This is a genomic window from Pseudomonas sp. RtIB026 (genome assembly GCF_016861355.2).
In the GTDB taxonomy this organism is placed as follows: Bacteria; Pseudomonadota; Gammaproteobacteria; order Pseudomonadales; family Pseudomonadaceae; genus Aquipseudomonas; species Aquipseudomonas peradeniyensis.
Window position 1 is genome coordinate 1,700,160 of the sequence record NZ_AP023348.2, and the last position, 18,322, is coordinate 1,718,481.

At 63.3% G+C, this 18,322-nt stretch carries 11 protein-coding genes and 3 pseudogenes; 8 read left to right on the forward strand and 6 right to left on the reverse strand.

The window, feature by feature from the left end:
• Nucleotides 1–3 precede the first annotated feature (3 nt).
• Both PRtIB026_RS07745 and PRtIB026_RS07750 read right to left on the reverse strand, forming a co-directional pair.
• Nucleotides 4–3,096: a multidrug efflux RND transporter permease subunit gene (locus PRtIB026_RS07745; protein ID WP_267813738.1), complete on the reverse strand. Its 3,093-nt coding sequence runs from the start codon at nucleotides 3,094–3,096 to the stop codon at nucleotides 4–6.
• Nucleotides 3,097–3,236: 140 nt separating this feature from the next.
• Nucleotides 3,237–4,358, reverse strand: a pseudogene (locus PRtIB026_RS07750) (efflux RND transporter periplasmic adaptor subunit); the annotation flags it as partial.
• Between the two features lie 234 nt (nucleotides 4,359–4,592).
• Between PRtIB026_RS07750 and PRtIB026_RS26605 the strand changes: the two are divergent.
• Together PRtIB026_RS26605 and PRtIB026_RS26610 are read left to right on the forward strand one after the other, a co-directional pair.
• Nucleotides 4,593–4,862 (forward strand): annotated as a pseudogene (locus tag PRtIB026_RS26605) (PAS domain-containing protein); the annotation flags it as partial.
• A 297-nt stretch (nucleotides 4,863–5,159) separates the two neighbouring features.
• Nucleotides 5,160–6,164 (forward strand): annotated as a pseudogene (locus PRtIB026_RS26610) (methyl-accepting chemotaxis protein); the annotation flags it as partial.
• Nucleotides 6,165–6,392: 228 nt separating this feature from the next.
• Here the strand turns inward: PRtIB026_RS26610 and PRtIB026_RS07760 are convergent.
• Together PRtIB026_RS07760 and PRtIB026_RS07765 are read right to left on the reverse strand one after the other, a co-directional pair.
• Nucleotides 6,393–7,127 carry a YkgJ family cysteine cluster protein gene (locus tag PRtIB026_RS07760; protein WP_203647949.1) on the reverse strand — a complete coding sequence of 245 codons (735 nt, stop codon included), beginning with the start codon at nucleotides 7,125–7,127 and terminating at the stop codon, nucleotides 6,393–6,395.
• Entirely contained in the window at nucleotides 7,124–7,429 is a 306-nt protein-coding gene (locus PRtIB026_RS07765; protein WP_050703793.1) for a hypothetical protein, read from the reverse strand. The genes PRtIB026_RS07760 and PRtIB026_RS07765 overlap by 4 nt, the downstream gene beginning before the upstream one ends.
• A 187-nt stretch (nucleotides 7,430–7,616) precedes the next feature.
• Between PRtIB026_RS07765 and PRtIB026_RS07770 the strand changes: the two genes are divergently transcribed.
• Both PRtIB026_RS07770 and PRtIB026_RS07775 read left to right on the forward strand, forming a co-directional pair.
• On the forward strand, nucleotides 7,617–8,855 hold the full coding sequence (locus tag PRtIB026_RS07770; protein ID WP_244670928.1) for a cytidine deaminase: 1,239 nt from the start codon (nucleotides 7,617–7,619) through the stop codon (nucleotides 8,853–8,855).
• Nucleotides 8,856–8,865: 10 nt separating this feature from the next.
• On the forward strand, nucleotides 8,866–9,369 hold the full coding sequence (locus tag PRtIB026_RS07775) for a deaminase (protein ID WP_244670927.1): 504 nt from the start codon (nucleotides 8,866–8,868) through the stop codon (nucleotides 9,367–9,369).
• Between the two features lie 196 nt (nucleotides 9,370–9,565).
• Here the strand turns inward: PRtIB026_RS07775 and PRtIB026_RS07780 are convergent, their stop codons facing one another.
• Together PRtIB026_RS07780 and norR are read right to left on the reverse strand one after the other, a co-directional pair.
• Nucleotides 9,566–10,465, reverse strand: coding sequence for a chemotaxis protein (locus PRtIB026_RS07780; RefSeq protein WP_203647948.1), 900 nt, complete (start codon nucleotides 10,463–10,465; stop codon nucleotides 9,566–9,568).
• A 239-nt stretch (nucleotides 10,466–10,704) separates the two neighbouring features.
• Nucleotides 10,705–12,255 (reverse strand): nitric oxide reductase transcriptional regulator NorR, encoded by a 1,551-nt coding sequence (norR, locus tag PRtIB026_RS07785; protein WP_203647947.1) that lies wholly within the window; start codon nucleotides 12,253–12,255, stop codon nucleotides 10,705–10,707.
• A 154-nt stretch (nucleotides 12,256–12,409) separates the two neighbouring features.
• Between norR and hmpA the strand changes: the two genes are divergently transcribed.
• From hmpA to cyoB, 4 genes are all read left to right on the forward strand, one after another.
• A complete protein-coding gene (gene hmpA, locus PRtIB026_RS07790) occupies nucleotides 12,410–13,588 on the forward strand; it encodes an NO-inducible flavohemoprotein (protein ID WP_203647946.1) in 1,179 nt (392 codons plus the stop codon).
• Between the two features lie 699 nt (nucleotides 13,589–14,287).
• Entirely contained in the window at nucleotides 14,288–14,794 is a 507-nt protein-coding gene (locus PRtIB026_RS07795) for a disulfide bond formation protein B (RefSeq protein ID WP_203647945.1), read from the forward strand.
• A 559-nt stretch (nucleotides 14,795–15,353) separates the two neighbouring features.
• A complete protein-coding gene (gene cyoA, locus PRtIB026_RS07800; protein WP_028689802.1) occupies nucleotides 15,354–16,298 on the forward strand; it encodes a ubiquinol oxidase subunit II in 945 nt (314 codons plus the stop codon).
• A gap of 3 nt (nucleotides 16,299–16,301) precedes the next feature.
• Nucleotides 16,302–18,320 (forward strand): cytochrome o ubiquinol oxidase subunit I, encoded by a 2,019-nt coding sequence (cyoB, locus tag PRtIB026_RS07805; protein ID WP_050703798.1) that lies wholly within the window; start codon nucleotides 16,302–16,304, stop codon nucleotides 18,318–18,320.
• The last annotated feature ends 2 nt before the right edge of the window (nucleotides 18,321–18,322 follow it).

Here is an 18,322-nt window from a genome sequence, read left to right on the forward strand (position 1 = left end):
GTCTCAACTGGCGGTCGGCGCGGGGGCGGCAGCGGCCCGGCGGCGGTGGAACAGACGCTCCAGGGCCAAGTATATGACCGGGGTGGTGAACAGCGTCAGGGCCTGGCTCACCAGCAGGCCGCCGACCACGGCGATGCCCAGCGGCTGGCGCAGCTCGGCGCCGGTGCCGAAGCCGAACATCAGCGGCACCGCGCCAAGCAGCGCGGCCAGGGTGGTCATGATGATCGGACGGAAGCGCACCAGGCATGCCTGGCGGATCGCCTGCTCTGGCGTCATGCCCTGGTGACGCTGGGCGTCGAGGGCGAAGTCGATGAGCAGGATGCCGTTCTTCTTGACGATGCCGATCAGCAGCACCACGCCGATCAGGCCCATGATGGTGAAGTCCTGGCCCATCAGCCACAGCAGGATCAGCGCGCCCAGGCCCGCCGAGGGCAGGGTGGAGATGATGGTCAGCGGGTGCACGAAGCTCTCGTAGAGCACGCCGAGGATGATGTACACCGCCACCAGCGCGGCGAGGATCAGGTACGGCTGGCTCGACAGCGAGCTCTGGAACGCCTGGGCCGCGCCCTGGAAGTTGCCGGCGATGGAGTCGGGCATGCCCAGCTCGCGCTGGGTGCGTTCAAGGATCTGCACCGCATCGCCCAGGGCCACGCCGGGGGCCAGGTTGAACGACAGGTTGGCCGCCGGGAACAGGCCGTCATGGCTGATCGACAGGGGGCCGGTGCTGGGCGGCGCGACATGGGCCAGGGCCGACAGCGGCACCATTTCGCCGGACAGCGGCGAGCGCAGGTAGAAGTAGTCGAGGCTTTCGGCCTTGCCGCGCTGGCGGGCGTCCAGTTCGAGGATCACCTTGTACTGGTTGGTCTCGGTCTGGAACTCGCTGATCTGTCTCTGGCCGAAGGCGTCGTACAGTGCCTGGTCGACGTCGGTGGTGGTCAGGCCGAAGCGCGCCGCGGCCTGGCGGTCGATGTCGATGCGGGTGACGCTGGCGCCCAACTGCAGGTCGTTGGACAGGTCGCGAAACGCCGGATTTTCGCGCAAGCGCTCGGTCAGGCGCTGGGTCCACAGGTTCAGCGCCACGCCGTCGTTGCTCTTGAGCACGTACTGGTACTGGGTGCGCGAGGGGCCGGAGCTGAGGTTGATGTCCTGCCCGGCGCGCAGGTAGAGGACTATGCCGGGGATCTGCATCAGTTTCGGGCGTATGCGGTCGATCCATTCACTGGCCGACACATCGCGTTCGCCACGGGGCTTGAGGGAAATCCAGAAGCGGCCGTTGGCGATGGTCTGGTTGCTGCCGGTGACGCCGACCGAGTGGGAGAAGGCGCGTACCGCAGGGTCGGCCTCGATGATCTTCGCCAGGGCCTGGTGTTTCTCGATCATCGCCGGGTAGGAGACATCCGCCGCCGCCTCGGTGGTGCCGAGGATGAAACCGGTGTCCTGCAACGGGAAGAAGCCCTTGGGGATGGCCACGTAGCCGGCCACCGCCAGCGCCAGGGTCAGGCCGAACACGCCGAGGGTGATGCGTCGGTGCGCCAAGGCCTGGTCCAGGCCCTTTTCGTACCCGCGCACCAGGCGCTGGCCGAGGCCGCCGTGCTGCTCCTCGGGCGGGCGGCGCATGCACAGCGCGGCCAGGGTCGGCGCCAGGGTCAGCGACACCACCACCGAAATCAGGATGGTCGCGGTGGCGGTCAGGGCGAACTCCTTGAACAGCCGGCCGACCACGCCGCCCATGAACAGCAGCGGGATGAACGCGGCGATCAGCGAGAAGCTGATCGACACCACGGTGAAGCCGATCTCGCCGGCGCCCTTGAGCGCGGCGGTGCGGCTGTCGTCGCCGGCCTCCAGGTGGCGGTGGATGTTCTCCACCACGACGATGGCGTCATCCACCACGAAGCCCACGGCGATGACGATGGCCACCAGGGTCAGGTTGTTGAGGCTGAAACCGAACACGTACATCAGCGCGCAACTGGCGATCAGCGACACGCCGAGCACGCTGGAGACGATGAAGGTGGCCGACCACTGGCGCAGGAACAGCGCCATCACCCCGATCACCAGGGCCACGGCGATCATCAGGGTCAGCTCCACTTCGTGCAGCGAGGCACGGATGGTCTGGGTGCGGTCCTGCAGCACCGAGACATCGACCGCCGCCGGCAGCATCTCCTGCAGGCGCGGCAGGGCTTCGAGCACCCGGTCCACGGTGTCGACGATGTTGGCCCCGGGCTGGCGGAAGATCACCAGGTTCAGCCCCGGCCGGTCGCCGGACCAGGCCTTCACATAGGCGTTCTCGGCGCCATCGATCACCTTGGCCACGTCGGCCAGGTGCACCGGCGCGCCATTGCGGTAGCTGACGATCAGCCTGGCGTAGTCCTCGGGGTGGAACAGCTGGTCGTTGGCGGCAAGGGTCGACACGCTGTGTTCGCCGTACAGCGCGCCCTTGGCCAGGTTGAGGCTGGTCTGCTGGATGGCCAGGCGGATATCGGCCAGGGTCAGGCCGATGGCGGCGAGCTTCTCGGGCTGGGCCTGCACGCGGATGGCCGGGCGCAGCTGGCCGGTGATGTTGATCAGGCCGACCCCGTTGATCTGGCTGAGCTGGCGGGCCAGCAGGGTCTCGGCGTAGTCGCTGAGCTCATTGCCGGGCATCTGCGTCGAGCTGACGGTGAGGATCAGCACCGGGCTGTCGGCCGGGTTGACCTTGCGCCAGGTGGGCGGGCTGGGCATGTCCTGGGGCAGGCGCGCGGTGGCGGTGTTGATCGCCGCCTGGACTTCCTGGGCGGCGGTGTCGATGTTCTTGTCGAGGGTGAACTGTAGGATCAGGTTGGTCGAGCCCAGGGCGCTGCTGCTGGTCATCTGGGTCATGCCGGGGATGGCGCTGAACTGCACCTCCAGGGGCGTCGCCACCGACGAGGCCATGGTTTCCGGGCTGGCGCCGGGCAATTGGGCGGTGACCTGGATGGTCGGGAAGTCGGCCTCGGGCAGGGGCGCCACCGGCAGGCGCGGGAAGGCGATGGCGCCCAGCAGCACCAGGGCGAAGGTCAGCAGCAGGGTGGCGATGGGGTGGTCGATGCACCAGGCCGAGACGCCGTTGCGGGTGTTCATGGCTGGCTCGCCTCGGCTTTGGCGTTGTCGGTAAGGGCCTCATCGCGGGGCAAGCCCGCTCCCACGTCCTGGTGCTGCCTGGGTGGGAGCGGGCTTGTCCCGCGATTGCCATCCGCCAGGCGCTGCGACTGCTTGCACTGTGACTCGCCACTGAGCTCCACGTGGCTCCCCGGCTTGAGCCGCGACTGTCCATCGAGCACCAGGCAATCGCCGGCCTTGACCCCGGCGATGACGTTCAGCGTGCTGTCCTGGTACACCACCTTGACCGGCACGGCGCTGACCTTGTCGCCGTCCATGCGGTAGACGAAGTGGCCGTCGATGCTGCGTTGCACCACCGGCGGCGGCACCACCAGGGCGTCCTCGTCCACCGCCGTGCGCAGGCGCACGGTGACCAGCTGGCCGGGCCACAGGCGGCCGTCCTGGTTGTCGAACTCGGCCTTGATCCGCACCGTGCCGGTGGTGGTCGAGACCTGGTTGTCGATCAGCATCAGGTGACCCTTGGCGAGCAGGCTGCGTTCACCGTCGGCGTCCATGTACGCTTCGACCTCGGCGGGGATAGGCGATTTCAGCAAGCCCTGCAGGACCGGGAGCTGCTGCTGAGGCAGGGCGAACTCCACGGCGATCGGGTCGATCTGGGTGACGCTGAACAGGCTCTGGGTGTCGCTGGTACGCACCAGATTGCCGGGGTCGACGTTGCGGATGCCGACGCGGCCAGTGACCGGCGAGCGGATCTGTGTGTAGCTGAGTTGTACCGCGGTGTTGTCGATGGCCGCCTGGTTGCCTTTGATGGTTGCCTGCAACTGGTTCACCAGGGCCTGCTGCTGGTCGAGGGTCTGCTTCGACACGCCGTCGTCGGTGCTCAGCAACTGGTAGCGCTTGAGGTTGACGTTGGCCACCTGCAACTGCGCCTGGGTCTGGCCGAGCTGGGCGCGGGCCTGGTCCAGGCTGGCGCGGATCGCCCGGTCGTCGAGAGTCGCCAGCAGTTCGCCTTGCTTGACCCACTGGCCTTCCTTGACCAGCACCTGGGTCAGCACGCCCTCGACCTGGGGGCGGACGTCGACGCTGTGCAGCGACAGCACCGAGCCGATGGCGCCGAGGTAACGCGGCACGTCCTGCTGGGCCACGGCTATCACCCGCACGGGGATCGCGCTGGCGGCGCGGTTGGCCGGGGCTTCGTGGCGCAATCCCTGCCAGGTGCCGACGACGGCCAGCAGGACAAGGGCCAGGGCGGCGATAACGAGGGAGCGGGACGGACGTCGCATCGGGGCGGGCACCTTGGCCAAGGGGCTAAGAAAAGGATTCGGCTATTGCAGGGTTATAGCGCGCTGACCGGGTCGGCAGCGTGACGCCTGGCTGTCACGGCTGTCAGTTTCGGCGGCTTGATGGCCAAGTGCTAATACCCTGCCATGGATCAATGTTGCGCCGGCGTTTGCCCCTAGAGTCGTACGCCCTGCCGATTTCACGTACAACAACGAGAGCCTCCGATGAAGTGCAATATGCCTGTTACCGGTCGCGAAGTGGATTACCCCGGCGACGCCAATATCCTGTCCACCACCGACCTGGACAGCCGCATCACCTATGCCAATGACGATTTCCTGCGGGTCAGCGGATTCTCCCGCGAGGAGCTGCTGGGCAACGCCCATCACATCGTCCGCCACCCCGACATGCCGCCCCAGGCATTTGCCCAGATGTGGCAGGCGCTCAAGGCCGGGCGCTCGTGGATGGGGCTGGTGAAGAACCGCTGCAAGAACGGCGACCACTACTGGGTGAGCGCCTTCGTCTCGCCGATCAGCAGCGGCGGGCAGGCGCTGGAGTACCAGTCGGTGCGGACCAAGCCCGGGGCCGAGCAGGTCGCCGCGGCTGAACGGTGTTATGCGCGTCTGCGCGAAGGTCGGCGTGGCTGGCGCGAGCGCTTGCCGGTGCTGGGGCTGGGTTCGCGTCTGTCGCTGGCGGTCGGCGTCGTGCTGGCGTTGGTGCTGGGGGCCGGGCAGTGGTGGCTGGGGGCGCCGCTGCTGGAATCGCTGGTAGAAGTAGCGGCGTCGGCAGGTTTGAGCAGCCTGGCGATCCTGTTACTGCTGCGCCCCTACGAGCGGCTGCGCCAGCAGGCCCAGGCGATCGCCGACAACCCACTGAGCCAGCAGTTGTACACCGGCCGGCGTGATGGCCTGGGGCAGATCGAGTTCGCCATGCGCATGCTCAAGGCGCAGCTGGGGGCGGTGGTCGGGCGTATCGGCGATACCTCGTCACGCCTGGCCGGACATTCCGGCTCGCTGGTCGAGGCCTTGCACAGCAGTCATGCCAACAGCCTTGAGCAGCAGAGCGAAGCCGACCAGGTGGCCACCGCGATCCACCAGATGAGCGCCAGCGTCGCCCAGGTGGCCAGCAGCGCGCAGATGGCGGCGATGGCCGCCGACCAGGCCGAGGACGAGACCCAGTCCGGCCACCAGCTGGTCGACCGCAACCGCTGCGCGATCCAGGACCTGGCAGGTTCACTGGTCGAGGCCAGCGAGGTGATCCACCAGCTGGAGAGTCACAGCAGCGAGATCTCCGGGGTGCTCGATGTGATCCGCGGCATTGCCGAGCAGACCAACCTGCTGGCGCTCAACGCCGCCATCGAGGCGGCCCGGGCCGGTGACCAGGGGCGTGGCTTCGCGGTGGTCGCCGACGAGGTGCGCGGTCTGGCCCAGCGCACCGCGCAGTCCACCCACGATATCCAGCGCATGATCGCCGCCCTGCAGGACGGCGCCCGCGCGGCGGTGCAGGTGATGCAGCAGAGCAGCGCCCATGCCGGGCACAGTGTCGAGCAGGCGCAGCTGGCCAGCGACGCGCTGGACAGCATCAGCGTGCGGGTCAACCAGATCAACGAGATGAGCCTGCAGATCGCCGCGGCAGTGGAGCAGCAGAGCCAGGTCAGCGAGAACATCAACCGCAACATCACCAGCATCCGCCAGGCCAGCGAGGCGACGGTCAGCGTCGGGCAGCGCAGTCATAGCAGTGCCAGTGACGTGGCGGACCTGGCCAAGGACCTGCGGCGGCTGGCGGATGAGTTCTGGCGGCGGTGTCAGTGATTGATTGAGTTGTCAGGGCCGGCCCTATCGCGGGGCAAGCCCGCTCCCACAATGTTGGCATCGAAGCATCGAAGCATCGAAGCATCGAAGCATCGAAGCATCGAAGCATCGAAGCATCGAAGCATCGAAGCATCGAAGCATCGAAGCATCGAAGCATCGAAGCATCGAAGCATCGAAGCATCGGAGGGGGAGGGCGTGGGAGCGGGCTTGCCCCGCGATTGGATCTATCTAGAATCCGATGAACGCATAGTAGACCGGCGCCTCGCCCGTCACCTGCAAGCGATGAGCTTGTAGTTCGGCCGCAAGCGCCTCGTCCTGCACATGCACCCGCCACGGCCCATCGACCGCCTGTGGCGCTTGTTCCAGCACCGCAGCAAACGTCGCCATGTCCGGCAACCACGCAGTAAACCCGTTGCCCTTCAGCGCACTGGTGGTCATCCCCAGCGCCTGGCATATCGCCACCTTGGCGGCGATATCGTCGCGGTCCGCCTGGCGCGAGGCCTCGATCAAGGCGCGCAGTGCCTCATCCACCGGCAGGCTGCCATGAATCAGCTCAGGCCCCTGCTCCCAGGCCTCGGGCGGGCAGTCCTTGTTTTCCGGCCGCAGCGGCAGGTGCGGGTTGATTTCCGCCGGGTAGATGCGGCAGACCAGCGGCCGGCTTTCATAGATGCCGCACAGGTCGTTGTCATCGAGGTTGCGACAACGTCCCGGGTTGAACGCGGCGAAGGTGACCGACACCTGCAGTTGCCCGGCGCCACAGGGCACCGGGAACGAGCGGCGCAGCACATGCTCGCGCTGCTCTGCCGGCATGCCAGGACCATCGGCAATGAACCCTTCGATCAGCACCACCACCTGGCCGCCGGAGGCCGCCCACTGATGGGCCTCGGCAAGCGTCAGGGGCACATGATGGCCCGTGCAGCATTTGCCGCAGCCGGTGCAGGCGAAGCGAATGCTGTCGCTCATCGCTTGCCGGCTTCCCATTCGCTGGTAAAGGCTTGCTGGCGTTGGCGGTCGTAGAGGCACAGCTCGGTGCCGGTGCGGTTCTGCATGTGCTTCTGGGGGTAGGTGCCTTCGATCAGCAGCGCGCTGTAACCGACCTGGTCGTCGAACTCGGCGGGTTTGCCCAGGGCGTGGGCATCCTTGAACTGGCTGGCGGCCAGGCAGGCCTTGAGCATGTGCTGGCGCTGGTCGCTCCAGGCTTGTGGCGTCGAAGCTTGGGCGGAAACGGTTAGTAACGAAAGGCTAAGCAGTATCGAACGTAGCATGGGGCATGACCTCAACAAGAGAGGGAATTATGCCTTTCCATTGGCGCAACGCAAATTGCGAATTTTCCTACGTTTTTAGCGGAAGGCTGAAACTTTATTAGCAAGCATTGCTCGCGCTGGAAAGAGGATGATTCGTGGCTATACCTGTAGGGATTCAAAAGCCAACGGGCAACGGTGAGGTCATGGAATGCGTTTCGAGGGATCATTCGCGCAGCTGAAGGAGCGCCTGGAAATATTGGCGCAGGTTGGAACATGGAAAGAACTTAACCCGAACCAGTTTGAGTTTCGCACCCATAGCGGTGGTGTAATGTCTTGGTACCCGGGCACGGGTGAACTGAGTTTTCAGGGGAAGCCGGAGTCCTCCCTGGAACTGGAGCAGTTGGTAAGAGGGATACTGTCACAGGACGGTGAGGCCATGCCCGATGCCCGGCCACTCATGGAAAATCTTGCGCACGCTCCTGAATTCATGAATATGTCCTTCCTGGATGATTCCTATGCGGATTCCGAGTTGGTTCTGGGATTCGTCGGGGCACTGGGAACTGACCTGAAAGTGGTTTGCCAAATTGTCGAAGATCGGCTCAAGGCGTTTCGCTATACCTCTAACTCCATTCGTATATCCAGTGAGGTTATTTCAAAAATCGGGAACGTTCCGGACACAGAAAACCGCGTTGAGCGTATCGACAGGTACATGCGTGAAGGTAATCGGTTAAGAGAGGTGTCAGGGGATAATTCGATACTGGCGTTGGGTGCTGCTGTCGCCATCAGCCAATTGAGGTACCAGAAAAATCAGGGAGCGCCTGGTAGAAATGCCTATCTGATCAACTCACTGAAAACACCGTTTGAGGTGCAGCGACTGCGGAAGATTTACGCTGGAGGGTTCTTCTTGATCGGCGTGCATGCGGACCATGAGCGCAGAAGTCGCTATCTTCTCAAGGACTTGCAGTTGACTAAGGAGCAGGCGGCGGATCTGATTTCACGGGATGAGAACGAAAAAGAGCCACATGGGCAGCACACCCGAGATACTTACCATTTGTCTGATTTCTTTGTCAGTTATGACGGGAATCTTGATGCCCTCAAGAATCAGGTCTGGCGAATTCTGGATCTGTTGTTCGGAAAGCCCTACGTCACCCCCACTTTCGATGAGTATGCGATGTTCATGGCATTTTCTGCCTCACTGAGGTCCGCTGACCTATCACGGCAGGTCGGTGCTGTACTGACCAAGTACGATTGCATCATCGCAACGGGGGCTAACGATGTACCCAAGGCAGGAGGCGGCCTGTACTGGCCAACCAGGAGTGAAGCACATGAAATTGTGGATGAGGAGGATGGAAGGGACTACAAACGAGGCGAGGACTCCAACGCCATGCAAAAAAAAGGAGATTGTAGACAACATCATTCGCTCATTACCCGAGCACTGTCGGGATGAGGTGGCGCCGTTGATAAGAAATAGCGGAATAAAAGATATCACTGAATACGGGCGGGTCGTCCATGCGGAAATGGAAGCGCTGCTGTCATCTTCAAGAATGGGGGTAAGTGCAGTTGATAGCACGCTGTATTGCACCACTTACCCTTGTCACAACTGTGCAAAACACATTATTGCCGCAGGTGTCGACCGTGTGGTTTATGTCGAGCCTTACCCCAAGAGTAAGGCTCAGAAATTTCATTCGGATTCGATTTCCCAGGACCGTTCGCACAAAGGGGTATTTTTTGACGCCTTCATCGGCGTGGGCCCAAGAAGCTTCTTTGATCTGTTTTCCATGAGTCTGGGTAGCGGCTACGCTGTCATACGTAAGACCGAGGATGGGCAAACGGTTGACTGGACTGAAGCAGATGCTAGATTGCGCACCCAGATGCTGCCTTGTTCATACATCGATCATGAGGATGAGGCTGGGTATACTTTGTCAATGTACTTGAAGGATGATTCCGATGAACGGAAGTAAAGAGGAATTTCTTCGTTACCTCGATGAATGTCGAGAAAAGGTCGAGCAGTGGCCGACCTGGAAGCGGGGGGCCGTGAAAGCGCCGAACCGAGAGCCAGTCGTTTCCAGGGCGGCCTCGCAGCCCCGCCCTCAGTCGACGAATAGCCGCTGAGGCCTCAAGAGCCATGCACTCGCATGGCTCTTCACGCTCTGGCTTTCAGCGCTCCTCGAATACCACCGCCCGCGCCGCCGTCACCAGGCAGTTGGTCAGCTCCGGCGAGGAGAACTTGGTCAGGATCGCATTGGCCCCCGCCAGCTTGGCCTTGTCGCCGCTCATCGCGCTGTCCAGCGAGGTGTGCAGCAGGATGTACAAGTGCTGGAAATCCGGGGTTTCGCGCAGAGTACGGGTGAAGGCGAAGCCATCCATCTCGGACATCTCGATGTCGGAGACAATGATGTTGATCTCCCTGTCGGTGCCTTGCAGTTCCAACAGCACGTTGATCGCATCCTTGGCGCTGCGCGCGGTATGGCACTCGATGCCGAGGTTGCGCAGGGTGTGCACCGACTGCTGCAGCGCGACCTGGCTGTCGTCCACCACCAGGATATTGGCGGCGGCCAGCAGGCTGGCGTCTTCCTCGCTGACTTCGCCCGGGTGCGGCTCGTGGGGCGGCGGGGCGATGCCATGGATGACCTTCTCGATGTCCAGCACCTGCACCAGGGCGTTGTCGACCCGGGTCACGCCGGTGATGAACGAGCGGTTGCCCGAGCCGTAGGGCGGCGGCTTGATGTCGGTGCTCAGGCAATGGACGATGCGGCTCACCGCCTGTACGTGCAGGCCCTGGCGCGAGCGGCTGATCTCGGTGACGATCAGGCAGCCGCCGTCGGGGTCGGCCAGGGGCATTTCGCCGATGGCCCGGGACAGGTCGATCACCGACAGCGAGTTGCCGCGCAGGGTGGCGACGCCTTTGACGTGCGGGTGGGCCTCCGGCAGCTTGGTCAGCGGCGGGCAGGGGATGATCTCGCTGACCTTGAGCAGGTTGATTGCCATCAGCTTGCCGCTGCGCAGGGTGAACAGCAGCAGGGACAACGAGTCCGCGCGGGCTTTTTGCGTGGCCATGGGCAACCTTCGGTTCGAAATGGGGGAGGATGCCGGGTTATCGGCTTTTTGGCGTCAGGCTTTAGCTTAGTTTGCTATTTGCAGTCCATCGCGGGGCTGTAACTGTAGGAGCGGCCTTGTGCCGCGAAAGGGCCGCGAAGCGGCCCCGGCAGTTTCAGCGTTTCATCGATATGAGGGGCTGCTGCGCAGCCCTTTCGCGGCACAAGGCCGCTCCTACAGGGGCTGCACATGGCCTGAAGCTAGCGCAGTCCCAGTCGCTTGGCCAACCGGCTCAGGTTGGCCCGGTCCAGCCCCAGTTCCCGCGCGGCGGCGGCCCAGTTGTCCCCGTGGCGATTCAGGCACGCTTCGACGATCTGCCGCTGATAATCATCCACCGCCTCGCGCAGCCCACCCTCGGGCAATGGCGCGTCGGCCGGCGGCACCTCGGTTTCTAACTGCGGGGTCGGCGCCACGTTGCGCAGGTCGAGGTCGGCCGCCTCCAGGGTGAGGATCTTCGGCCGCTGTCCGTGTTGCCCCAGCGCCTTGAGCGCCGAACGGCCGATCAGATGCTCCAGTTCGCGCACATTGCCCGGCCAGCCGTAGGCCAGCAGTGCGGCCTGGGCGTCTGCGGACAACCGCAGGCTGCCCAGCCCCAGGCGCGAGCGGTTCTGTTCGAGGAAGTAGCCGGCCAGCAGCAGCACGTCGCGACCCCGGTCCCGCAGCGGTGGCACGTGCAACGGGTAGACGCTCAGGCGGTGATAGAAGTCGGCGCGGAAGTGGCCGCTGCGCACTTCCTCGGCCAGGTCGCGGTTGGTCGCGGCGATCAGGCGCACATCCACCCGGTGCTCGCGATCCGAGCCAAGCCGCTGCAGCTGCCCGCTCTGCAGCACCCGCAGCAGCTTGGCCTGCACCGCCAGGGGCAGCTCGCCGACCTCATCGAGGAACAGCGTGCCGCCGTTGGCCAGCTCGAACTTGCCCCGGCGTTCGCCGTGGGCGCCGGTGAAGGCGCCGCGCACATGGCCGAACAGTTCGCTTTCCACCAGGGTGTCGGGCAGGGCGGCGCAGTTGAGGCTGACCAGCGGTTTGTCGGCACGCTGGCTGGCGTGGTGCAGGGCCTGGGCCACCAGTTCCTTGCCGACGCCGGTCTCGCCGGTGATCAGCACGGTCAGGTCGCTGCCGCCGACCAGGCGGATCTCCTCGACCAGACGTTTGTGCGCCTTGCTCTGGCCGATCAGTTCCCGGTCCTGGCCGCTGGCCTGGCGGTACACCTCGGCGCGCTGGTGTTCGTCCTCGGCGCGCAGGGCCAGGTGCTCGATGCGCTCGGCCACGGTCACCGTGGCGGCGGCCAGGCTGGCGAAGGCCTGCAGGGCATCGAGCTCCAGGCTCTGGAACTGTCCGGGGGTGAGGGCGTCGAGGGTCAGCAGGCCCCACGGGCGCTCGTCGACCATCAACGGGCAGCCCATGCAGTCGTGGACTTCGAGGTCGACATGCTCGGCATTGACCAGACCGTCATAAGGGTCGGGCAACGGGCTGTCGCTGGCGAAGCGGGTCGGCTCCGGGCGCCCGAGGAGAATCTGAAAGCGCGGGTGTTCGCTGACCTTGAAGCGCCGCCCCAGGGTGTCTGGCGACAGGCCGTCCACCGCCAGCGGCACCAGCCATTCGCCGTCCAGGCGCAACAGCGCTGCAGCATCGCAGGGCAGCAGGCCACGCATGGCACCGAGCAGGCGGCGGTAGCGCTCCTGGTCGGGCAGGTCGCAGGAAAGGTCGCTGACCAGGGGGAGGAGGGCGGTGAGCAGGGGCTTTGCAGTCATATGGACTCCTGTTGGTCGTAATGACTATACGCCTGGGTGTGTCTTTATGACACTGATGTGCTCAAAAGCCTGATTTTATTGGTGTTTAAAGTTGGCACGATTGCTGAAAAGCCTTACGCAACCATTCGAAGCCAAAGGCTCAGGAGTTGTCGTAATGCTCAATGCCGAACAACGTGCAATCATCAAGGCCACTGTCCCCCTGCTGGAAAGCGGTGGCGAGGCCCTGACCACCCACTTCTACAAACTGATGCTCAGCGAGTACCCCGAGGTACGCCCGCTGTTCAACCAGGCCCACCAGGCCAGCGGCGACCAGCCGCGCGCCCTGGCCAACGGTGTGCTGATGTACGCCCGCCACATCGACCGGCTCGAGCAGCTGGGCGGCCTGGTCGGGCAGATCATCAACAAACATGTGGCCCTGCAAATCCTCCCCGAACACTATCCGATCGTCGGCAGCTGCCTGCTGCGCGCCATCGAGGAAGTGCTGGGCAAGGACATCGCCACCCCTGAAGTGATCGCCGCCTGGGCCGCCGCCTATGGCCAGCTGGCCGACATCCTCATCGGCGCGGAAGAAAGCCTCTATAAAGAGAAGGAGCAGGCTGCCGGCGGCTGGCGCGGTACCCGCGAATTCCGCCTGGTGCGCCGCGAGCAGGAAAGCCGCGAGATCGTCTCGTTCTACTTCGCCCCGGTCGATGGCCAGCCGGTGCTCAAGGCCGAGCCGGGCCAGTACATCGGCCTGCAGCTGTTCATCGATGGCCAGGAACAGCGTCGCAACTACTCGCTGTCGGCCCTGTGCGACGGCGAGCAGTACCGCATCAGCGTCAAGCGCGAGGCGGGTGGCAAGGTCTCCAACTACCTGCATGACGGGTTGATGGTCGGCGACACCCTTCAACTGTTCCCGCCGTCCGGTGACTTCACCCTGGCCGCCAGCGACAAGCCGCTGGTGCTGATCAGCGGCGGCGTTGGCATCACCCCGACCCTGGCGATGCTCGAGGCGGCGCTCAAGACCGAGCGTCCGGTGCACTTCATCCACTGCGCGCGCAATGGTGCGGTGCATGCGTTCCGCGACTGGGTCGACGGCCTGGCGGCGCGTCACCCGCAGCTCAAGCGCTTCTATTGCTACGCCGAGGACGATGGCAGTCGTGCTGCCGACGCGGTGGGCCTGCTGGATCAAGACCTGCTGGCGGAGTGGATGCCGCGTGAGCGCGATGTCGATGCCTACTTCCTCGGGCCGAAGGGCTTCATGGCCGCGATCAAGCGCCAGCTCAAGGGCTTGGGCGTGCCGGAAGGGCAGAGCCGTTACGAGTTCTTCGGGCCGGCGGCGGCGTTGGAGTAGCAATCGCCGGGGGCTGCTGCGCAGCCCGTTCGCGGCACAAGGCCGCTCCTACAGGAGTGCGCGATCCCTGTAGGAGCGGCCTTGTGCCGCGAACGGGGCGCAAAGCGCCCCCGGGGATGCTCACCATCCCAATTGCTCGCAAGCCAGCTCCCGTACCGGATGCTCCCAGCCGTGGGTAATCGAGAACGAAGCGGACGATTGCATTCTCAGTGCGGGGGCTGGCTTGCCAGCCATTGGGCCTACCACCCTTCTCTATATAGAAAGAGATGAACGCCTCTACACCCGCGTTCATCTTTAATCCTCCTTTAATCACTGTATCCTTCACTCCCGGGTGTTGAGGGGCCTGCCCCTGTCCGGCGCTCGGGCTGGCGTATTTTTCATGTGCGCCAGTGAACCGAAATCGACCCGCTCGGTCCTAGTGTCCTGTCTCGGAAATAAGCTGTTCACTTTTGGCGGCGTCTTGGGCGCCCGGCCGGCGTTGCCACTCCTCGCCATAGCCCTGCTATGACTCGTCGCGGCGCCTTGGCCGAACACCCAAGCCACTCGCCAAAAGAGAACGTATTTCCGAGACAGGACACTAGGTCATCAATGGATAGCCGCGCACGCCCCTCCTCGATGCATTCAAAGGTCATCTCCAGCGTGTAGACTGGGCGCCCCTCGGGCAGCCCGCGCTGCCACTCTCCATCGAAGGAATCGGCAATGAACGAACTCTCATCGCGCCTGAATCGGGAACGGCGCTTTCTGGTGCTCCTCGGCGTGATCTGCCTGGCGCTGATCGGCGGCGCCCTGTACATGCAGGTGGTGCTGGGCGAGGCGCCTTGCCCGCTGTGCATCCTGCAGCGCTATGCCCTGCTGTTCATCGCGCTCTTCGCCTTCATCGCCGCGGCCATGCCCGGGCGTCGCAGCCTGACCTTCTTCGAGGCGCTGGTGGTGCTCAGCGCCATCGGCGGGATCATTGCGGCGGGTAACCATGTGTATATACTCGCCAACCCGATGGTCAGCTGCGGCATCGACACCCTGCAGCCCATCGTCGACGACCTGCCGCTGGCCAAGCTCTGGCCGCTGGCCTTCCAGGTCGACGGTTTCTGCTCCACCCCGTACCCGCCGATCCTCGGCCTGTCGCTGGCGCAATGGGCGCTGGTGGCCTTCGTCCTGACGGCGGTGCTGGTGCCCCTGGGGATCTACCGAAACCGACGTCGCGCTTAGACCAAAGTCCCGAATTGACCTGGGTCTATTGCGCGGCGAGATAAGCCGCAGTGCGCACCGCACGATTGATCCAGGTCAGCCACCAGCCCTTGCGCGGCAAGGCTTTCAGGGCTACTGGAAGGGGTGCGACAAACTGTCGCGAAGTTGATTTTTTGACCAGCATTGTTACGCATTCTGTAAAAGACTGTTGCTCAATAAGTCATAGTCATCGTTGAACGACCTATCTACAATCGCCCCCAATTTCCGTTCGGCACTGCTTGCAAGTCGCAGGATTGATGGAAGCCGCAGCGCTTTCCATTTGCTGACTTCGTCAAGTTTCGCCCAACGGCGATACCGGGCGGACCCCCCTCCGCGTTTTCCGCACCAAATGGACTTGGTCTGAAGTACAGGCCTGTTGCCTACGAAACCATAAGCACCGCACACCCGCTTGACGCCAAGATCCTGCAGTCGGATCCCTGGCAGGGGCGAGTACGGGCGCCAATTGCCGCACTTGGCAGGACGAAGTGTTGGCTACCAAAACACAAATTGCATTGAAGCAAGCTGATCTAGAGGTCGTGAGATGAGTAAAAAGCGTTACCCCAGACTGTTTGGCATATTGCCCTTTTTAGGCATGCTTTTACTCAGTGGGTGCAACTGGACCCTGCTCGACCCGAAGGGCCAGGTCGGCATTGAGCAGAAGAACCTGATCCTGATCGCCACCGGCCTGATGCTGCTGGTGGTCGTGCCCGTGATCATCATGACCCTGGCATTCGCCTGGAAGTACCGTGCTTCCAACAAGGCCGCCACCTACACCCCCGACTGGTCGCACTCGACCAAGATCGAGGCTGCGGTGTGGATCATCCCGATCCTGATCATCATCGCCCTGGGTTACTTCACCTACCACTCCACCCACAAGCTGGACCCGTACCGTCCACTGGATTCCGATGTGAAGCCGGTGCAGATCGACGTGGTCGCGCTGGACTGGAAGTGGCTGTTCATCTACCCGGAGCAGGGCATCGCCACGGTCAACAAGATCGTCTTCCCGGCCAACACCCCGGTCAACTTCCGTGTCACCTCCGACGCCGTGATGAACTCCTTCTTCATCCCGGGTCTGGGCGGCCAGATCTACGCCATGGCCGGCATGACCACCAAACTGCACCTGATCGCCAACGAGAACGGTGTGTTTGACGGTATCTCCGCCAACTACAGCGGCGCCGGCTTCACCGGTATGAAATTCAAGGCTGTTGCCACCTCGCAAGCTGACTTCGATGCATGGGTCGCTGAAGTGAAGGCATCGCCGAAGAAACTGGACCAGGCCGAATATGACGCCTTGGCCAAAGCTAGCGAAAACAACCCAGTCGCGCTGTACAGCGAGGCTCCGGCTGACCAGTTCCAGCGCATCGTCGACAAGTACGAAGGCATGAACCGCGGTCGTCCGAACCACGAAGAAGCAGGCAGCAAAGACCTGGCCACTACCAAGGGTGTGGAATCGAGTATGCAACCAGCTGCCGGTGCAGAGGAGTAAGAGATGTTCGGTAAATTAACTCTGGAGGCGATACCGTATCACGAGCCGATAGTCATGGTGACGCTTGCCATGATCGCGCTCGGTGGTATCGCTGTCGTTGGTGCCATCACCTATTTCCGCAAGTGGACCTACTTGTGGACCGAGTGGTTGACCACGGTCGACCACAAGAAAATCGGCGTGATGTACATCATCGTCGCTATGGTCATGCTGCTGCGCGGCTTCGCCGACGCCATCATGATGCGTACCCAGCTTGCCGCCGCCACCGGTGGCTCCGAAGGCTACCTGCCGCCTGAACACTATGACCAGATCTTCACCGCCCACGGTGTGATCATGATCATCTTCATGGCGATGCCGTTCTTCACCGGCCTGATGAACCTCGCGGTTCCGCTGCAGATCGGTGCACGTGACGTTGCCTTCCCGTTCCTGAACTCCCTGAGCTTCTACCTGCTGCTGGCAGGCGTGCTGCTGGTCAACATCTCGCTGGGCGTTGGTGAATTCGCCAAGACCGGCTGGGTTGCCTATCCGCCGCTCGCAGGTATCCAGTACAGCCCTGGGGTGGGTGTCGACTACTACATCTGGGCGCTACAGCTATCCGGATTGGGTACGACGCTTACCGGCGTGAACTTCCTCGTCACCGTGATGAAGATGCGCGCCCCTGGCATGAAGCTGATGGACATGCCGATCTTCACCTGGACCTGCACCTGGGCCAACGTGCTGATCGTCGCTTCCTTCCCGATCCTGACCGCCGCGCTCGCCCTGCTGACCGTTGACCGTTATCTGGACTTCCATATCTTCACCAACGAGCTTGGTGGGAACCCGATGATGTACGTCAACCTGTTCTGGGCATGGGGTCACCCTGAGGTCTACATCCTGATCCTGCCGGCCTTCGGCGTGTTCTCGGAAGTCACCTCGACCTTCGCAGGCAAGCGTCTGTTCGGTCACCACTCGATGATCTACGCCTCGGGCGCGATCGCCATCCTCGGCTTCGCGGTCTGGCTGCACCACTTCTTCACCATGGGTGCCGGCGCCAGCGTCAACACCTTCTTCGGCCTGGCGACGATGCTGATCTCCATTCCGACCGGTGTGAAGCTGTTCAACTGGCTGTTCACCATCTACCAGGGCCGTCTGCGCTTCACCGCGCCGATCATGTGGACCCTGGGCTTCATGGTCACCTTCTCCATCGGTGGCATGACCGGCGTCCTGCTGGCTGTTCCAGGTGCCGACTTCGTTCTGCACAACAGCCTGTTCGTGATCGCCCACTTCCACAACGTGATCATCGGTGGCGCGGTATTCGGCTACATCGCCGGCTTCGCCTTCTGGTTCCCGAAAGCCTTCGGTTTCACCCTGAACGAGAAGTGGGGCAAGGCTGCCTTCTGGTTCTGGATCTCCGGCTTCTACGTTGCGTTCATGCCGCTGTACGCCCTGGGCTTCATGGGCATGACCCGTCGTCTGAACCACTCCGACAACCCGCTGTGGGAACCCTACCTGTACGTAGCCGTGGTCGGCGCCGTGCTGATCCTGTTCGGTATCGCTTGCCAGCTGATCCAGATCTACGTCTCGGTTCGCGACCGCAAGGACAACATGGACGTCACCGGCGACCCATGGGGCGGCCGTACCTTGGAATGGTCGACTTCGTCGCCACCTCCGTTCTACAACTTCGCTCACATGCCTGAGCATGTTGGCCTGGACGCCTGGCACGAAGCCAAGCAAGCCGGCGCTGCGTACAAGGCACCTGCCAAGTACGAAGCGATCCACATGCCGAGCAACACCTCCACCGGTCTGTTCATGGGTCTGCTGCTGACCGTGTTCGGCTTCGCCTTCATCTGGCACATCTGGTGGCTGGTGGGCGCGAGCCTGGTGGCAACCATCGCTGTCTTCGTTCGCCACGCCGCGCGTGACGACCAGGGCTACATGGTTCCGGCCGAAGAAGTGGCGCGCATCGAAGGCGAGCGCATGAAAGCGCTGGCCAAAGCAGGTGCACTGCCTGCCGGCGCACGTGTCGAATCGTTTGAACGGGTGTAATC